The sequence below is a fragment of the Marinomonas atlantica genome, from assembly GCF_001639725.1.
Classification (GTDB): Bacteria; Pseudomonadota; Gammaproteobacteria; order Pseudomonadales; family Marinomonadaceae; genus Marinomonas; species Marinomonas atlantica.
This window is the reverse complement of the sequence record NZ_LTAW01000004.1, coordinates 254,868-272,209: the sequence shown is the minus strand read 5'-3', so window position 1 is coordinate 272,209 and position 17,342 is coordinate 254,868. Positions and strand designations below refer to the sequence as shown.

Annotated in this window: 18 protein-coding genes; 7 read left to right on the top strand and 11 right to left on the bottom strand. The window is 45.3% G+C overall.

The genetic code is table 11. From position 1 onward, the window contains the following. Positions 1-53: 53 nt before the first annotated feature. Positions 54-833: an alpha/beta fold hydrolase gene (locus AYW75_RS08805; protein WP_067098366.1), complete on the bottom strand. Its 780-nt coding sequence runs from the start codon at positions 831-833 to the stop codon at positions 54-56. 83 nt (positions 834-916) lie between these two features. Continuing rightward, a complete protein-coding gene (locus tag AYW75_RS08800; RefSeq protein WP_231886172.1) occupies positions 917-1,429 on the bottom strand; it encodes a DUF6998 domain-containing protein in 513 nt (170 codons plus the stop codon). A 410-nt stretch (positions 1,430-1,839) separates the two neighbouring features. Between AYW75_RS08800 and AYW75_RS08795 the strand changes: the two genes are divergently transcribed. Next, positions 1,840-3,627: a hypothetical protein gene (locus AYW75_RS08795; RefSeq protein WP_067098363.1), complete on the top strand. Its 1,788-nt coding sequence runs from the start codon at positions 1,840-1,842 to the stop codon at positions 3,625-3,627. A 118-nt stretch (positions 3,628-3,745) separates the two neighbouring features. Here the strand turns inward: AYW75_RS08795 and AYW75_RS08790 are convergent, their stop codons facing one another. Both AYW75_RS08790 and AYW75_RS08785 read right to left on the bottom strand, forming a co-directional pair. After that, positions 3,746-4,060 (bottom strand): hypothetical protein, encoded by a 315-nt coding sequence (locus tag AYW75_RS08790; RefSeq protein WP_067098360.1) that lies wholly within the window; start codon positions 4,058-4,060, stop codon positions 3,746-3,748. Between the two features lie 13 nt (positions 4,061-4,073). After that, positions 4,074-4,298 carry a hypervirulence associated TUDOR domain-containing protein gene (locus AYW75_RS08785; RefSeq protein WP_067098357.1) on the bottom strand — a complete coding sequence of 75 codons (225 nt, stop codon included), beginning with the start codon at positions 4,296-4,298 and terminating at the stop codon, positions 4,074-4,076. 165 nt (positions 4,299-4,463) lie between these two features. On the opposite strand from AYW75_RS08785, the gene AYW75_RS08780 reads away from it, so the two are divergent. Further along, entirely contained in the window at positions 4,464-5,546 is a 1,083-nt protein-coding gene (locus AYW75_RS08780) for a mechanosensitive ion channel family protein (RefSeq protein ID WP_067098355.1), read from the top strand. A 189-nt stretch (positions 5,547-5,735) separates the two neighbouring features. On the opposite strand, the gene AYW75_RS08775 is transcribed toward AYW75_RS08780, so the two are convergent. The 6 genes from AYW75_RS08775 to msrP form a co-directional block, all read right to left on the bottom strand. Beyond that, positions 5,736-6,056, bottom strand: coding sequence for a hypothetical protein (locus AYW75_RS08775; protein ID WP_067098352.1), 321 nt, complete (start codon positions 6,054-6,056; stop codon positions 5,736-5,738). Positions 6,057-6,116: 60 nt separating this feature from the next. Further along, the gene (locus AYW75_RS08770; RefSeq protein WP_067098349.1) at positions 6,117-6,800 is read right to left on the bottom strand and encodes a helix-turn-helix transcriptional regulator; all 684 of its coding nucleotides are present in this window, start codon (positions 6,798-6,800) and stop codon (positions 6,117-6,119) included. Positions 6,801-6,868: 68 nt separating this feature from the next. Further along, a complete protein-coding gene (locus tag AYW75_RS08765; protein ID WP_067098346.1) occupies positions 6,869-9,118 on the bottom strand; it encodes a hybrid sensor histidine kinase/response regulator in 2,250 nt (749 codons plus the stop codon). A 9-nt stretch (positions 9,119-9,127) separates the two neighbouring features. Further along, entirely contained in the window at positions 9,128-10,396 is a 1,269-nt protein-coding gene (locus AYW75_RS08760; protein ID WP_067098343.1) for an ABC transporter substrate-binding protein, read from the bottom strand. Positions 10,397-10,582: 186 nt separating this feature from the next. Further along, complete coding sequence (locus AYW75_RS08755) at positions 10,583-11,188, bottom strand: protein-methionine-sulfoxide reductase heme-binding subunit MsrQ (RefSeq protein ID WP_231886171.1); 606 nt, start codon at positions 11,186-11,188, stop codon at positions 10,583-10,585. A gap of 1 nt (position 11,189) precedes the next feature. Beyond that, the gene (gene msrP / locus AYW75_RS08750) at positions 11,190-12,179 is read right to left on the bottom strand and encodes a protein-methionine-sulfoxide reductase catalytic subunit MsrP (RefSeq protein WP_067098340.1); all 990 of its coding nucleotides are present in this window, start codon (positions 12,177-12,179) and stop codon (positions 11,190-11,192) included. A 343-nt stretch (positions 12,180-12,522) separates the two neighbouring features. Here msrP and AYW75_RS08745 point away from each other — a divergent pair, with 343 nt between their 5' ends. Beyond that, on the top strand, positions 12,523-12,861 hold the full coding sequence (locus AYW75_RS08745; RefSeq protein WP_067098337.1) for a hypothetical protein: 339 nt from the start codon (positions 12,523-12,525) through the stop codon (positions 12,859-12,861). 115 nt (positions 12,862-12,976) lie between these two features. Here AYW75_RS08745 and AYW75_RS08740 read toward each other — a convergent pair whose 3' ends face one another. Next, positions 12,977-13,501 (bottom strand): TetR/AcrR family transcriptional regulator, encoded by a 525-nt coding sequence (locus AYW75_RS08740; RefSeq protein ID WP_197478922.1) that lies wholly within the window; start codon positions 13,499-13,501, stop codon positions 12,977-12,979. A 64-nt stretch (positions 13,502-13,565) separates the two neighbouring features. On the opposite strand from AYW75_RS08740, the gene AYW75_RS08730 reads away from it, so the two are divergent. The 4 genes from AYW75_RS08730 to AYW75_RS08715 all read left to right on the top strand — a co-directional run bounded on the left by AYW75_RS08730 (position 13,566) and on the right by AYW75_RS08715 (position 17,311). After that, positions 13,566-14,513, top strand: a complete 948-nt coding sequence (locus AYW75_RS08730; protein ID WP_170756305.1) for a DMT family transporter — start codon at positions 13,566-13,568, stop codon at positions 14,511-14,513. Positions 14,514-14,559: 46 nt separating this feature from the next. Further along, positions 14,560-15,420, top strand: a complete 861-nt coding sequence (locus AYW75_RS08725; protein ID WP_331709521.1) for a TauD/TfdA dioxygenase family protein — start codon at positions 14,560-14,562, stop codon at positions 15,418-15,420. A 155-nt stretch (positions 15,421-15,575) separates the two neighbouring features. Further along, the gene (locus AYW75_RS08720; RefSeq protein WP_067098331.1) at positions 15,576-16,406 is read left to right on the top strand and encodes a polyphosphate kinase 2 family protein; all 831 of its coding nucleotides are present in this window, start codon (positions 15,576-15,578) and stop codon (positions 16,404-16,406) included. Between the two features lie 128 nt (positions 16,407-16,534). Next, positions 16,535-17,311, top strand: a complete 777-nt coding sequence (locus AYW75_RS08715; protein ID WP_067098328.1) for an MBL fold metallo-hydrolase — start codon at positions 16,535-16,537, stop codon at positions 17,309-17,311. Positions 17,312-17,342 lie beyond the last annotated feature (31 nt).

Sequence of the window (17,342 nt, the reverse complement as noted above, 5' to 3'; positions counted from 1 at the left end):
ACGGCTAACGCTCTAAACAGTGGCGCATTTATGCGTCCACCTGCTTTTGCTTGTTAGCCTTCTTGTGAAAGCTCGTTATGAATAAAATTTGAAAATTGTTCAGCTTTCTCTTGAGGCAGCATATGATTTTCATTAGGTATGATTTTTAGCTCAGAGCTTTTTATTAGTTTGGCTGTCGCAACAGTTACTAGCTTGAATATATCTCTGGTATTTTGACCATAACTCAAGACAACCTTGTGCTGTATTTTAGAAATTGAAGTTTGGCTAATAGCAGGTTCTTCTTGCTGATTCAGCTGATTTTTCAAAGTGTGTTTTTTAGCAAGCTGTAGTTCTTGCACCTCTTTTTTTTGATATTTGAAATAACCTTTTTTATTACCAGAGCCATCTATAAGTGATTCGACAGCCAGATTGAGGTTACCGACTGAAAAATGCTCAAAGACTGGGCCGAACATGTTGTTAGCGTCGGATTGCCAGGTACTCATGTCTTGTTCTTGTAGACAGCCCGGAAAACCCGGTTCGTATACGACAGCCTTAGATATGGGTAGATCATTCTTTGCAAGTGCATTCAATATTACATCCGCACCATAAGACCAGCCAACAATGTTGACGGGCTTAATTTTTGTAAGCTCTTGAATCAAAGCAGACAAATCATCAGCGTGAGTATTTAAACCAAACCCTTCTAAGTCAGATTCATTAAAGTTGCGCAAAGTTACAGAGACAACATCGAAATCAGATTTCAAGTGTTCTATATGCTCATGCCACATAGAGCCATCAGTAAGTGCGCCATGTACTAAAATGAGATACTCTCCGTTACCTTCTTGTATGTATTCCATCTATGTTCCTTATATAAGGCTAACGCCGCCAGCAGGGGCAGGCAAAGCGCGCAGCGGTTTGACTGTCCCTCTGACTGGCCTTGTTAGCTGCACACTGCATGTTTAATACACTTAACTCTGGGGTCAGAAAGTATTGGCCCCTTGAGTATTAAAATATGAGCATTTACATGCTCTCGATACGAAGCATATTCACCAACCACCTCATGGGGTATGAGCAAAGCCTCAATTACATCAAAGTTTTCGTTATATATTACCGCCGCCAATTCATCGAAGTCTTTTTCATCGTACTTTCGGATGGCACTAAGTTGCCTGGAATTGTTTTTGGAAGTAACTCTACGCCCTTTAATTTGTATTCGGACACCAGCCTTACTTACGCCGTCGTATCCGGCCTTGGAGTTAGCCTCAAGTTCTAAATCTAGTGCATTTGCCACAAGCCATTCTGTGTAATCACCCAATGGATTATTCTGGGTTCTCACTACACGTCGTTCTTTGAGCTCATTGGTTATTGAAGCTTGCAGTTGCAACAGCTCTTTAACTTCCATTTCTTTGAGATGCACTTGAATCCTCTTGGCAGCTAACAGCTTAATAGTGCGCATGCGCGTTTCGCCAAATAACCGTGCGTGCGCACTATTCTGTATATTACATTTAACGTAAAGTACATTAACCCTATGATTTTTAAAAGGTTATGCATTTAATTAAGGCTACCCATTTTTTAAAAAACGCGCATGCGCGTTTCGCCAAATAACCGTGCGAGTCAGGGAGGTGCAGATGGTAGGCTTTGTCGTCCTTGACTGTTTATTGACGATACCCAATTTTGAGAGTTTTCCCAATAAAAAGTCGGTGTTATGAGACCAAAAGCTAGTTTTTTTGATTAAAAGCGGATGCTTTGGTCGCGGGTGCAATCCGCTCGTACAAGGTGTTTGTAGTTGATCTTTGCGATCGCTTTTAAGTTTAGCGCGGTTGTGCCGATACGAAGGAGATCTAGGTACTTCACAGGGAATGGATCATGGCACATATTTCGTTGACGAGCTTACAGACGACGCATATTTCCGCGACGTCACGCACCAGTGAATCGCGTGTAAGTAAAGCCAGTGCTCAAGACATGCAGGACGCTTTGTCAGAGGTTCGAGCTGCGCAGTTGGCGCAACCAGCCCCAGAAATTGAAGCGGTCGATAGCTTTTCTTTGATCCGCCCCAAGGGTGACCCTTATCACCTTTACCAAAAAACGCCTGAGCTTTTAGAGCAAGCCAAAGCCCTCGCCGAACGCTTAGATGGCCCCATTCACGATGCCAACGATGACCACTTTTTCTATCAAGACAGTATGCGTGATTTTCTGCAGGCTGGCTTGCTGACCGATCCTGATTTTCTCGATCTGAGCGAGTCGTTAAGTGACGAGGAGCTTGGGGAGCTGGCGATGACGGTATCAGCGATGAGGTTACCCGCGTCTGCCAACTACACGATTCCTAACGAAGCGGATCGATCTTATCAAGGTAAGGTCGCAGAGTTTATGGACGTCTTGGAGAATAGCTCTCTAGAAGACCGAGCGGCTATTTTGAGTCGGTCCGCAGAGTATGCTTCGAAAGTGGATACCGAGGCCGTCGCGAACTTTAGAAAGAATGTCTATAGTCAGACACCGAACGACATTAAGTTTACCCCCTACCCTAGGGAAATCTCTGCTAATCCTCTGCATAATTACATTACGGCAGTTCTCGCAACCGACGACCCTGCTGCGCTTACAGAGCAACTCGGCCAACTGCCTCCCGATGCTGAAGCGGGCTTACTGAGTGTCTATGGCTTAGACCCCTCGCTTGGGGATAGATTATCGCAGCTGGCGGGGCCTGATGGTCAAAACCTGCCCGACTCGTTACTCAGCGCTCTAGGGAGCATGGCTGATAAGGTTAAGGTCTCTAACTTCGCCTCTGATGTCGACAAGCAGCTAGGGGTTGCATGGCACGGTGATGAAGCGCTGTTAAAAGATAATGAACAAAGTCAGGGGCGCGATTTTGCCTTAGATTCTGTGTCTAGCATGATCGATATGCTGGAAACCTATAACTTTTCTGATGAGCAATTAAACACGATGGGCACCGAGCTAACGAGCCTTTCCAACCCTGAAAAGCGTGCTTACATCGACATCACCACCCTCGGGCTAGAGGACATGTTGCAAAGCAAAGTCACTGAGAGCTTTGACAAAAAGAACTTAGACGAAGCCATCGAAGTGGTCAGCGAGCTACGCAGCAACCCAAAAACCCTTTCCTTGGTCAATAGCACGCGCTATCACGATGTCACTTTGATCGAGCGCCCTGATATTGATGAAGGTCTCACAGTGGTGGCCTTAGAAGGCGCGGCTGTGTTCCAAGGTTTAGAGACCGCGGTTAAGCAATCTCGTCTATTGCTTGGCGCTCTTTCTGACAACGCAAACATGAAGAATGGCCATTCTGTAAAAGGCCATGAGTCAGGCAATCTTTATAGCGCCAAAACCCTTGATGTGTATAAACAAGACGTGGGCAATCTCGTCAGTACCTTAGTGGCCTTTGAAAGCATGCGCGGCGACAGCACGGCCAGCGAAAAAGTGTCGTTAAATGAGTTTAGTGACCACCTTTCGGACATGCACTCTGGCATTCGCGATGAAACCTTGAGTCGTGTCAAACAAGCTCTGGACACGAATGTCATACGCGACAAGGCCACCGAAAACACACAGTTTGCGTTCTTATCTAACCTCATACAACAAATGGCGTTTGAAACAAAGCGTGATTTCAAAGATGAGATCACTTCAGCCATGGACGACGTTGTGTAGCAACCGATAAAGCTGATGCTTTGATCGCGGGTCCAACCCGCTCGTACAAGGGCGCATGATTGAGTGATTCAAAGCTACGCTTTGATCGCGAGCATCCTCTACTCGTATCACAAACCGCTTATTCGAGCTGTTGGAACCATTCATGGTACGGGGTGTTTTTCACGAGATAGCGATTGTAGTCTTTGGCCCCATCTTGCCACCACACTGGGCCGCGCTCGCCTAAGGCTACCTTTGCCTCATTCACCGCCTGCCGCGCGGCACTCATGCGCACATCATCTTCGGTAGCTTTGGCGGCTTTGACGTCGCGGCGGGCATCCATCAGCTGTTTGACGTAGGCCTCACGCGCACTGTCAGAAAGGTTCGGGTTGGAGACGCGCCACAGTCGCCCTTTGACCACCATGTAACGACCGTCTGGGGTGATGGGATAATTCATAGCGCCCTCGCCATCATTCAGAAGGCTGGCGAACTTCGGAGTGCAATTTGAGCACCTTGTCACCGTCTGATTGCTCGATCAAATACGCCGGATCGTCATCGCTACCGTTGCGGGTGATTTCGGTCCCTTTGATGGTTTGGGTGGTTTTTTCGCGAAACACGTTGCGCACATAGCCTTCGCCCGTGCCGTTGCCCCAGTCCCATGCCACTTTCGTATTGGTTTGATAGGCCTCTGTCATCAAAACCTCTCCATTGTTACGTTGATATGAGATTGATACTACCTTTGCTCAGGCGAAGAAAACACCCGCTTCTGTCTGGTTCATAATTATTCAGCAAACGACTCAGCTTGTCTCAAGGGTATGGATTTTGCAGCGCTCCAAAGACTTACTAACTAGGGCGCTTATATGAATGATATCCGTGCGTTTACCGAGTTGTTGCCCAGTTGGGTGATGCCTGTAGTGATTGTTTTGGTCGTTATCGGTGCGCTGCTGTTGATTAAGCGGTTGGTGCTGACTCGATTGAATCGCTTAGCAAGTACAAGCCCCTATTTCTATGATTCCCTATTGCTCAATGCACTGAAGATCCCTTTGTACATGCTGATCTTTTGTATCGGTTTGTTTGTATTAGAACGGATGCCTGCAAAAGACTCTGAATTTAGTAAGATGATTGAAGGTAGCACACTCTATGTGATGCCGATTTTATTGGTGATCGCCGCGGTGTTTTTCTTTGATCGTATGATCAGCGGCATGATCAACCACTACAGTCATAAGTCATCGGTGCTTTATAGCAGCCGCCCGATTGTTAAAGGCATTAGTCGATCATTTGTGTTTGGTATTGGCATTTTGGTGTTGTTGGGGACGCTGGGGATTTCGATTACACCCTTGGTGGCTTCTCTTGGTATTGGGTCGTTAGCCGTGGCGCTGGCGCTGCAACCCACCTTGGAGAACTTCTTCTCTGGTGTGCAGTTATTGGTGGATCGGCCGATTCGAGTCGGGGATTTTGTTGAGCTGGACTCCGGCGAGCAGGGCTTTGTCGAAAAGATCGGGTGGCGCTCTACTTGGATCAAGACGTTACCTAATAACACGGTCATTATGCCTAACAGCGTACTGTCCGAGTCAAAGATAATTAACTACTTCTATCCTTCAAAAATAATGTCTGTACCAGTGGAAGTCGGCGTACATTACGACTCAGATTTAGACCATGTAGAAACGGTCGTACTTGAAGAAGCAAAACGCTTAATGCAAGAGCATGAGTTTGGAGTGCCGACCCATGACGCAGTGGTGTTTTTTCATACCTTTGATAATTCCAGTATCAATTTCACCGTCATTCTTAAAGGACAAGAATTCTTTCATCAGTTCTTTTTACGCGCCGCCTACATCAAAAGACTGCATAAGCGTTTTAAACAAGAAGGCATCGTCATTCCCTACCCTATTCGCGCGATTAACACAGAACAAGAGCAGCCACGGTTTGAGAATAAATCTAATTAACACTGCAAGCGGATAGCTCTCGTCCAATCTAAATATTCGATATGGATTTGTTCTCAGTCTCCTTAAACTAGAAGGCCGTATCTACTACAGCTCGCTTATTAAGCCATGACAGACTGGGCAAGACATACCACTCCGTCAGGTGAGGCTTCTAGAACGTTTACAGTGCTCATCAAGATTGTCCTGGCGAGCTTAGTTGATCCGTGTCCAAAAGGTCATATCCACGCTTTCGGAGTCAAGCAGCTCCAAATACTCCAGCGCCACCGCATTAGACAGCCATTGCTGGCAGTACTCTTCAACTTTTTCTTGCGTGCTTGCCATGGCTACGTCGGCGTATACACCATCGGCTCGCTTTAACAAAAAATGCGCCACCAGCTCTGATTGCTGACTTAAAAACTCGACTTCAACGCGTTTTGAAAGCGCAACCAAGTCCTGCTCAAGACAGCCCTCTTTTAGCTTAAAGAATGCGATCTCAACACCGCCCATTGTACTTAAGTTGTTTGTATCGATCATGGGGAACCTCCTCGTTTGTTAGAAGGTTCACTATAGAATGCCCCTACTGACAACATTGTGTCAGTAGGATTCGCCTTGTCGAAGATTAATATAATGAGATAACGATACGTTACTGGGGATGGGGTGTTGTTCGGCTGGCAATAGCGCTTGAATACGGTCAATACGAAAATCACGGTAGGCATGGCGCTTGAAACACCATGCACCCAACGTCCATTTGCCGCCCCAATAAAACAACCCCAAGGGGTAAATAGCACGCTGCGTCACGCTTTCATCGGCACTTTGATACTGGAGTGTTATCTGACCTTGGCTTTGAATCGTTGTATGCAATCGACCCCAGATCGATCGATTCTCTTCTCTTGCGGCCAACACTGGCGTGCGCACTATACGTTTGTCATCGGTTTGCAAGATGTGTTCTGGCAGGGCCGCTTCGATCTTCGCCAACAAAGACTGTGCGCTTTGCGAAAAACTGTCCGTTGTTAACGCTGCGACAAAGTTTACCCCCGATATCAGCGCTTCGAGTTCCTGTGCCGTCAATGTTAAAGGCGGCAGCTCATACCCTTCGGACAAAGAATAACCTACCCCAGCTTCACCATAGACAGGCACACCGGATACAGATAAGTCGTCCATATAACGATAAATCGTACGTTCACTGACACCGAGCTTTTCCGCCAAGATTTTAGCCGTTACCGGCTGATGCTTTCTGAGGATATTAGTAAGCTGGAATAAACGATCGGATTTTCGCATGGACACTCAAATAAAAAAAAAGGCTTATAAAACAACATACTAAATACTAAAACCGAAAATCGATACCTTTAAGATTGTCTAGACCATTTATCAAGAATGCTTTCTAACTGGGTAAGGTTAATTGGCTTGCCCACAAAATCACACATTCCAGCCTCTTCACATTGTTTCTTGTCTTCTTCAAAAACGTTAGCTGTTAATGCGATGATGGGGACATTACGATAGTCATCCATTTTTTTTATTTCCATGGTCGCTTGTAGGCCATCCACTACTGGCATTTGCATGTCCATAAAGATCAAATCAAACACCTCTTTTTTACAGATATTGATAGCTTGCTCACCATCTTCGGCAAGTGTAATCGAGCCAACTTTTAGCTTACTTAGGAACCCTTTAACAACAATCTGGTTAGTTTTGTTGTCTTCGGCCACCAGTACCTTTAAATTCGAATAGTCGGCCTTCTCTGATGACGTATCATTCTTTTCAGCTTGCGTATCTGGTACGGCTAGAGAGCATTGTTCGGTTTCAATTTCAAAAAAGAACCTCGACCCTTTTTTGACGTCACTCTCGACTTCAAGTTTAGATCCCATTAAAGACAGCAACTGACTGGTGATGGTTAGCCCCAGCCCTGTACCACCAAATTTTCGCGTTATGGATGTGTCCGCTTGTGCGAAGGCACCAAACAGCTTTTCAATGTTGTCAGGGTCAATACCAATACCGGTATCGGTCACGCTGAACAACAAGGTCATTTTATCGTCCGAATCTACTTCAGCGTGGGCTGTTAAGGCGACTTCACCGTGGTCTGTGAATTTGATCGCATTCCCCAGCAAATTCATCAGTATCTGCTTGATTCTTGTTTCATCGCCGACAAAAGCTACGCTCTGGTTTGTTGGGCACGTGCGGACTGATAATTGAATGCCTTTAGCAGTAGCTTGGCCTTTAAATAAAAGCTCAATGTCTTTTAATAATGCATTCAAGCCTATGGGGCGTTGCTCAAGCTCGATTTTACCTGCTTCAATCTTACTCACGTCTAAAATATCATTGATAATCACCAATAAGCTTTCCCCGGATGACATAATAATATTGAGCATTTCTTTTTGTTGCGCGACTAGGTCTGTGTGCGAAAGCTGCGATGCCATCCCCAAGATACCATTCATGGGTGTGCGAATCTCGTGACTCATATTTGCAAGAAATTCCGACTTCACTTTAGACATGTGCACAGCAGCTTGTTTCTCTTTGTCCAAGTCTATACTCATATCTCGAAAACGACTGGCCGCCTGAGCTAATACACCGATTTCGTCTTTTCGGCTGGTGTGATGTACTGACGCTGATAGATCACCACTAAGAAATCGACTAAAGCTAGCTGTTAAAAGCGTAATGGCTTTAGTGATATGGACATGAAGAAAAAATGCCAGAAATATCAAATACAAGATAATTGCAACACTCAGCATGTTTAGAATATTTTCTGTTGTAATGATGCTTTCGTTAGCACGTTCTTTTATGTTCTGTAGTCGTAATTGAGAATGTTCTCTTAACACATTGGCTAAGATACTAAATTCGATGGCATTACCAGCCATCACCACATTAACGAGATTAAAATAGTTTCGATTAATCTGTATGCTTTTTAAGAAGTATTTTTGATACTCTTTTGCAAGGTCACTTAGCCTTATGGATTCTTCACTTTTGCCAAACAAACGACTAGTCGCTATTTCTTTTAAAACGGAAGAGACCTGTTTTCTTTTAAGGTAGTCTTTTTTAGATAAAAACAACCAAGCGTTACGATGTAAGGTATGCCATTTGTTCATTTCCTCTACTATTGCAAGCTCATTTTCTACGCTACTAGACATTTTATTTAAGTTATAGAGCTCGGTAATTGCCGTTTGATAGACGCCCTCTAGCACATCATCTATGAGAACTGATCTTGACTTATAAAGAGAGGTAAGGCCCTTTAGGTTTTGTCCTAGCTCATCGACTAACATTACAAGCGAGCTAATGTATTGACGTTCTACTTCTGAAATATCGACATCAGATAATAAATCTAGCCTAACTTTTATGTCCTGAAAGTTTTCATCTATTTTTTCAAATACAGCATCGCTTCCCGATAAGCTATAGACAGAAACATCTCGTTGTATTTCAATAATATCTTTGTTTATACGTATGATTGAAGTGGTATAGCGATTGATATCAGCAACATTATCCATGGCCTCGCCGATTGTATCGAGACGCTGTGCCATGACCATGTAACTGACGGCAAGTATCACAGCAACAAAACTGAAGGCTAAAGCAACCTTTGCGGCTATAGAACGAGTGATGATTGAAAACACATGTATTCCTTAAGCGTTTAGTAACTCAAACCATTTGTCTAAACTGTAGTCGTAGTTTTGCATGACGGTATTCCAGACAGCAATGTTTGATAAGCGTGACACATAGCTACCACCGTGTCTTACTTCCCCTGCTTTCACCGAAATATTACCATCCGTTCCTCTTAAATCGGTGACCGCTTCTTTTCCATCATACCAGTAATCCCACTCTGCCTGAGACATCAAGTCTCGACTGCGCTCTGGGTTAGAAATGTAATAACCTTGACGCGCAATAAAGGCACCAGGATAACCAGATAACCACCAATTCATATACCTATAAGCTGCATCTTTCACTTCTTCACTGGCGTTCGAAGACAAACACATCACACCATGCCAAGCTCGATAGCCTTCTTTTGGCGCTGCATAGACAACAGGGACACCTTGACCTCGACAGGCACTAACCGCTGGCGAAAACATGCTTTGAATATTGGCGCGTCCAGATGTCATAAACTCTACCGATTGCGGAACGGATGTCCAAAAACCTGAGAAATGCCCTTGTCGCTTTTTCTGCAATAAAATTCTGAACAATTGATCTATTTCATCGATGGTCATATTGCCAATATCACCAAATGTCATCAGCCCTTGTGCTTGGGCGGCCAATGCTGCATCAAAGATACCAATCGTTGGTGCATTAATGAGTGCTACTTTTCCTTTGTTTCGCTCGTCTAGCAGCCACGACCAAGACTCTGTCTCATACGCGATACCTTCAGGAATATATTGGGTGTTGTAACCAAAGGAATCCACATTATGAACATACGGCATAAAACTCAGCTGATTAGTCGGATTCGAGCCGAGAGATCCATCTGACTGAACATAAATAATCTTGTTGGGCGCATCGCCCGCACCGGCATGAGAGTTTTCCGTTAACTTTCCTGTTTTAGTCAGGTTGTTAACCTCGTGCCAGTATCTCAAGCGATCCGTTTCAAGGGGCTGAATGGAGCCAGCTTGCCACAAGATGTTAATCGAATCAGACCAGTGCTCATACAGATCAAAGGCGCTGGGATCGGAGGACGCTTTTTGCAGTAACGCCGCGTCCCCTAGGGGAGTAAATTCGAGGTTAATGCCTAATTCTTTCATGGCCCGTTGACGAAGCTCTTCTTGCAACGTGACGTGCGTCCCCATCACTCGTAATGTAACCATCTTGTTGGAGTAAGCGTAAGGTGCTTTCAGTGCAACAGTCGATAATGCAGCACCGGCTCCAAGAGTTCGCAAAAAGCTTCGACGATCGATTAAATCACTCATATTGCTTGTCCTATCACAGCTCTAAAGAATTACTACAGTGTAGATCGTAAAACAGACAATGCATTAAAGGGACTCTGTTTAAGTTCTACTGCTCACTGTTAGCAACGGTGATCTTTTATTGTATTAGAATAAACTGAGTAGGATGTAATATTCTGTAATCGAGTGATTCAAGGTATCGCACTTTCTCTAGTGCATCCGTTTGAAGGTTAAATACTTCCGATTTACGATCAGCCTGTAACCTAAAAGCACAGCAAAAATCACTGAAAAAATCACCGCGAGCGAGGTATCGCTTTTCACTTGCCACCACAAGTGCAAAAGGATGGCGAGCGCTGCGAGGTAAACACAACGATGCAGACGCTTCCAATTGCGTCCGAGCCGTTTCATCATTTTCTTAGTGCTGGTGATGGCTAATACAAAGAGAGCCACAAGTGCGAGCACACCCGCGTAAATATAAGGTTTTTCGAGCAAATCTGAGCGTATCCAACGCCAGCTTAATCCGGCAAACAGTACCAAATAGATCACAAGGTGCAGGATGGCATAGAAAAACGCAGAAAACCCAACAAAGCGCCGATATCGAGTCAGTGCTTTTAAACGCTTAAGTTTCATCAGCGGAGTAATAGACAAAGCAGCCGCCATAAACACACAGGCCCAAATACCGCTTAATCGCATTAATAGTTTGCCCGGATCCGGAAAATAGTGACCTAATAATAAAGAGCCTGACATCCAAAAAAACGGTAGTAGAAAAACAATCAGTACGTACGGCTTTTCTTTACGATCCCAAAATTTCTTCACGTTAAAAGTTCTTCTTCAGGTCCATACCGGCATATAAATCCGCGACTTCCTCTTGGTAGCCATTGAACATTTCGGTTTCAATGACATTCGGAAAAAGCACACCGCTCGGTAATCTTCGCTCTTCCTTTTGCGACCATCTTGGGTGATCCACTTGAGGGTTCACGTTGGCATAAAAGCCATATTCTTTCGGCGCTAACATCATCCAAGTGGAGGTCGGCATCTTCTCAACAAAGCGTATTTTGACGATGGATTTAATACTTTTAAATCCATATTTCCATGGTAATACCAACCTAACTGGCGCGCCGTTTTGATTGGGTAAGATACTGCCATACATGCCGACACTGAGTAACGCCAAAGGATTCATGGCCTCGTCCATGCGTAAGCCTTCGCGGTAGGGCCATTCGATGGAACCACCTCGCTGCCCCGACATTTGTTTTGGGTCATAGAGCGTTTCAAAATAAACGTATTTGGCTTTGGAGGTCGGTTTGAATTTTTTCAGTACATCCCCAAGCGGTATGCCCACCCAAGGAATCACCATTGACCACGCTTCAACACAGCGAAGACGGTAGATTCGTTCTTCTAAAGCCGCTTCTTTGATGATGTCATCTAAATCAAACACACCCGTAACCTCAGCTTCACCTTCAACGGTAATGCTCCAAGGACGCGTCTCTAGCGAGCCTGATTTTTTTGCAGGATCATCCTTACCATATCCAAATTCATAGAAGTTATTGTAGGACGTCGCCACATCATAAGGTGCAGGCGTTTCACCTTTGCCATAGGTCGTTTCAGCGATGTTTTGAAAAACATTTTGCAGTGCTTGTGGCTGCGCTAAAGGATTGCCAGATTGCAGTGCTGCAAAGGCATTACCAAAGCTTAATCCTAACGCAGCGCCTCCTGTGACCTTCATAAACTGGCGTCGGTTTAGATAAACCGACTGATCAGTGACCTCATTTTCAGAACAATCGGACCGTTTCTTATTTTTAATCAACATAGCTCTCTCCTCTGCCATCGACGCTATGGACTGCTAAAGTACGCACTGGTTCGACCAACCCACTAAACATCACATTTACGCCACACTTACAAGCCAATGAATCACCATAGACAGGCAAAGTAGCAAAGACTCTGCTTAAGTTCTATGGATTCAATAAAAGGACGTTAAGAATGGCACATATCTCAGTGACTGGCATGCGAACTTAGCGATAGAGTCTTATTCATCCCAACCACCTAGCCAATCTCGACTCAGCAACACCTCCTCTGAGTTACAAAATGCGCTCGGGGCCATAGTCGACTCGGTCAAAAAGAATTTTGGCATTGCATGCCACGGTAACGAAGCCTTGTTAAAAGATAATGAAGAACGCCATGGTCGAGAGTTTGCTTTGGACTCGGTGACCAGCATGATCAATATGTTGGAGCAATATGACTTCTCTGAAGAACAACTCGAGACCATGGGATCGGAGTTAAGCAACCTATCTAGCCCAGAAAAACGCGCTTACATTGAGATCACCGCCATCGGGGTCGATGATATGCTAGAAGCCAAGGTCGATGAAAAATTCAATAAAAAGAACCTTGATGAAGCCCTCGCTGTGGTCAGTGAGCTGCGCAATAACCAAGATGTACTCTCGTTGCTCTCAAAGATTCATGACGGTTGTGTGGTTTGGGATCGCGCCTACTAGCGATAAAGTGGCACGCTATAGTCTTATATAAATAGAACAGGGACTAATGATAATAAAGCTATGCATGGGGACAACACCAACTGAGGGCTTCTACACCCTACGAATAAGCCCTATGCTAAGAAAACAGCGCTCGTGAAAATGTCGTCGCGGTCTTTACAGCGCTCTCATGCATTAGAGGCCAGCTTTGAGTTATACCTTCATGCAATAACATCAGCTGATCCCTCGCAGACACCAAGCCCGTGATTAGTACCATTTTGTTTATCACTTCCATTTTATGACGCTCTAACATGGTTCGGATAGCCAAGCTGTTTGGATGCGACGCACAGGCACCATGAAACAAACACCCGTTGGCCGCGTTTTCTAACATCCAGGTACCAACACGCCCCCAAATTTCGTCAAGTGCTTGTTCAGAGTTTAACGGCAAATCATCAAACAGGTGTGTCATATACCGCATGTGGCGATAGTCTAACGCCGTAATAATCATCTCTTCTCGAGAAGGACAATATTTATAAAGCGTACGAAGGCTTACTTGAGTTGCATCACGCAAGCCATCCACGCCTATTTCAGTGAAGCCATTTTCCGCAAAGGCGTGTTCTAATGCCGCGGCTATTTTTTGCTGTGTTTTATTCATGGTTGACATTGTAGAACGATCTCTTTACTTTTGCAAAAGTAAAACGATCACTCTACTTTCTATGGACCCATTTATGCCTCAAACTATTTTACTACCACTCACCTTGGAAATAGGGCTCGTCATTGCATGGAGCTCAGGTTTTATAGGTGGCAGCCTTGCATCAATGACTGCATCAATTTTCGGGGTCTTGTTTTGGCGCTTCCTATTGGCAACACTGATACTAGCTCCTTTTACAATCCGAGCCATTCGACGCACTTCCTTTGCTGAGATAGGCTTACAGGCCTTAATCGGAAGCTTTGCCATGTTTGGCTACCTTTCAATGATGATTTCAGCAATTAGCTTAGGAGTTCCTGCGGGAATCGCGGCACTGATTGCAGCACTACAACCATTAGCCACGGCTGCATGTGTTGGTTTAGTGTTACGTGAAAAAGTTATTTTAAAACAGTGGATAGGATTGGCCTTAGGGTTTATCGGTGTAGCTATCCCAGTTTTAGGCAGCATCGATGATGCCTCATTTGCGGGCTATTTACTCGCTTTTGGCAGCATGATCTCCATTGTGATTGCGACTTTGATTTCAAAGAAAAAAGCAACTAACAGCCCGGTACTGCCCTCCCTTACCATTCAGTGCTTTATGTCTACTGTATTATTCATGCCACTGGCCATTATTGATAATGCTTTAATGCCAGAGTTAAACCGACCATTTATCTATGCCGTTATATGGTTTGTCGTATTTTCAACCTTCGCTGCATATGGCTTATATTGGGTAAATCTAGCACGTACCTCGGCCACTAGAGTGTCTAGCCTTATTTATCTAACACCGCCTGTCACATCAGTATGGGCCTACATGATGTTTGATGAGCCCATAACGAAGGCAATTATAATAGGGTTTTCACTTAGTATTTTCGGAGTGCTATTAGCAAGGAGCAAAACAACCTTGAACAAAAGCACAATTCCTCACTGCAAACAGACATTAGACGGCAATTATCAATGCCGAAGTATCAATACAAACAGGGATCACTAAATTGTATTATGCAAGGAAACCTCACCATTAAAAATGAGTCAGGGTCATTATAGAGATCACTGCGTTAACGAAGACAATTGGTGCATTAGTAGAAAATATTCAATTGTCTTCCATGTCTGACGAGACGTTTAATACCTTGTATCAGGCTTTTCTACGCCATAAAGTGCTATTCTTTCGAGATCAAAAATTATTGGCCGAAGCGCATACAGTACTGGGGCAGCGCTTTGGTATACTCGAGCCGCCTCATCCCTTCTTTCCTCACCTAATCGATAACGACCAAATCGTCATCATTGAAACCGCTCGCGGGAATCCCCCCGGTCAGAGTTATTGGCATACCGATATGACATGGCAGACCGTTCCTCCAAAATGCTCAATATTGCGCGCTCAATACGTTCCTGAAAGTGGTGGCGATACTATTTGGTGTGATATGGCGGCTGTATGGTCAGACCTTCCCACTGCTGACCAATCCGAGCTACGTTCATTAGACGCTGTCCACACATTACATGCTTTCACAGGTAGCCGATATGATCATCTAGATGCAAACGGCAACAGCGTTATCACTGAGCGATCACAAGCTTATCCCCCTATCCGCCGTCCAATGATGCAACCCCATCCTGAAACAGGCCAAGAAGTCCTGTTTATCAATGAACAATTTACTCGCTCAATCTTAGGCCTCTCGGAAGCTGACAGCCAAGAGCGTCTATCAAGGTTGTTCAGTAAGGCTCGACAGACGCAATATCAAGTGCGTTTCTCATGGCAAAAAGGCTCGGTCGCGATTTGGGATAACCGCGTCACTCAGCATTATGCCGTTACGGATTACGGTGATGAACCTAGACGACTCCATCGTGCCACTATCAAAGGTGAGCCGTCGTTAACAGGCGTGCCAATACAGACCAAACTAGTATGATCAAGGGTCATAGATCGGCCAATATATAGCGTTAAAACGCTCGACGTTTATCCGCAAGACGTTGGTAATTTGATCAGCACACTGGTAGCGTTAAACTGGCCTTTTTATCAAACCTAATACAGCCAGACTTTGCCGGCCGTTAGAAGGATACCAACGTGCATACACCCAGCCCGATCGTACTAAGCCCAGCGCCCTCTTTAGACGACATTGATCTGAACGACGACCGCTACGCTCTCGCCGACAAGCGCAGCTATAAAAAGCAGCTAAAGCGAGCACAAAAGGCTATGAAAGAAGTTCAGCAAGCTTACTTTCACCAAGGTAAGCGGGCAATCATCGTATTTCAAGGATGGGATGCCAGCGGCAAAGGCGGTGCGATCCGACGCGTTACAGAAAAGCTCGACCCAAGAGGCTATCGCGTACATCCTATTGCCGCCCCCTCCAAAGAAGAGCAAGGCCGACATTACCTCTACCGTTTTCAAACGCGCTTGCCCAAACCTGGCACATTGGCGATCTTTGACCGCTCTTGGTACGAACGTGTACTCACCGAGCGCGTGGAAGGCTTTGCCACCGCCGAACAATGGCAACGCGCCTACCAAGAGATCAATGAATTCGAACGCTTACTCATGGACGATGGCGTACGCATTATCAAACTGTTTATGAACATCTCAAAAGACGAACAGCTGGCTCGATTTGAAGAGCGTTTAAGCAACCCTATGAAACAGTGGAAACTCACCGAGGAGGACCTACGTAATCGTGACAGCTGGTCACACTACGCCCAAGCGACCGACGACATGTTTCAACATACCAGTACTGACCAAGCTCCTTGGCAACTGATTCCCGCCAACAAAAAATGGTATGCGCGGATCACCGCCTTAGACACCATCGTCTCCGCCCTCGCTTCTGGCGTTGACCTGACACCCCCACCAATCGATGAGGCTCTGGTAAAACTCGCGAAGCAGAAGCTCAGCATCACTGTATCGAACTAACGACTTTGATGCCTCAAGCGACTGTTTGGCCCGATCTCATCGAACAATGTCCTTAAGGCCAGTATTGCCCTAGCACTCCTTCTTTTACGATAGTGACTTCATCGCACTTATCGATACAGGAGCTCACTATGAACATCACCCAAATTCGCAATGCCACCCTCATCATTGAATACGCAGGAGTCAAAATCCTCATTGACCCCATGCTGGCCGACAAAGACGCTTTTCCAGGACTCCCCGGCACAGTGAACTCTCATATCCGCATGCCAACCGTCGACCTACCAATATCCATCAAAGAGATCCTAGATGTAGATGCCATATTGCTCACCCACTTACACCCTGACCACTGGGATGAAGTCGCCAGCAAAGTCATTGTGAAAGATATGTTAATCTGGCTCCAAAACGAGAAAGACCAAGCTATTCTTCAGCAACAAGGCTTCAGCAATACCCATATATTTAAAGATGGCACTTACTTTAAGGGCATCACTTTCACCACCACACAATGCCAACACGGCTATGACATGTTGTTTGACAACCCCGCTATGGCAGAGCGCTTAGGCGAGGTAACAGGAGTTATCCTTTCTCACCCAGAGGAGAAGACTGTGTATTTAGTTGGTGACTCCATTTGGACGCCGCAGATCGAAACAACCATGAAAACGATTCAGCCGGAAGTAGTGATCCTGAATGCGGGGTGGGCACATGTTTTGGAATTTGGCCCCATTATTATGGGCAAAGAAGATGTGCTAAAAACTCACATGCTACTGCCCAATGCCAAGATCGTCGCTACACATATGGAAGCAGTGAATCATGTCCTACTGAGCCGAGCGGAACTTAAAGACTACGCAGAGGTGAACCAGATCGATTCTTTTGTCTCCATCCCAGAAGACGGCGAAACCGTCGCCTTTTAAGGCGATTGCGTTAAAATATCCTACATCGACA

Coding starts and splice junctions, on each gene's coding strand:
- AYW75_RS08805 (WP_067098366.1), bottom strand. CDS start 833: ATGGAATACATACAAGAAGGTAACGGAGAGTATCTCATTTTAGTACAT.
- AYW75_RS08800 (WP_231886172.1), bottom strand. CDS start 1,429: ATGCGCACTATTAAGCTGTTAGCTGCCAAGAGGATTCAAGTGCATCTC.
- AYW75_RS08795 (WP_067098363.1), top strand. CDS start 1,840: ATGGCACATATTTCGTTGACGAGCTTACAGACGACGCATATTTCCGCG.
- AYW75_RS08790 (WP_067098360.1), bottom strand. CDS start 4,060: ATGAATTATCCCATCACCCCAGACGGTCGTTACATGGTGGTCAAAGGG.
- AYW75_RS08785 (WP_067098357.1), bottom strand. CDS start 4,298: ATGACAGAGGCCTATCAAACCAATACGAAAGTGGCATGGGACTGGGGC.
- AYW75_RS08780 (WP_067098355.1), top strand. CDS start 4,464: ATGAATGATATCCGTGCGTTTACCGAGTTGTTGCCCAGTTGGGTGATG.
- AYW75_RS08775 (WP_067098352.1), bottom strand. CDS start 6,056: ATGATCGATACAAACAACTTAAGTACAATGGGCGGTGTTGAGATCGCA.
- AYW75_RS08770 (WP_067098349.1), bottom strand. CDS start 6,800: ATGCGAAAATCCGATCGTTTATTCCAGCTTACTAATATCCTCAGAAAG.
- AYW75_RS08760 (WP_067098343.1), bottom strand. CDS start 10,396: ATGAGTGATTTAATCGATCGTCGAAGCTTTTTGCGAACTCTTGGAGCC.
- msrP (WP_067098340.1), bottom strand. CDS start 12,179: ATGTTGATTAAAAATAAGAAACGGTCCGATTGTTCTGAAAATGAGGTC.
- AYW75_RS08740 (WP_197478922.1), bottom strand. CDS start 13,501: ATGTCAACCATGAATAAAACACAGCAAAAAATAGCCGCGGCATTAGAA.
- AYW75_RS08730 (WP_170756305.1), top strand. CDS start 13,566: ATGCCTCAAACTATTTTACTACCACTCACCTTGGAAATAGGGCTCGTC.
- AYW75_RS08715 (WP_067098328.1), top strand. CDS start 16,535: ATGAACATCACCCAAATTCGCAATGCCACCCTCATCATTGAATACGCA.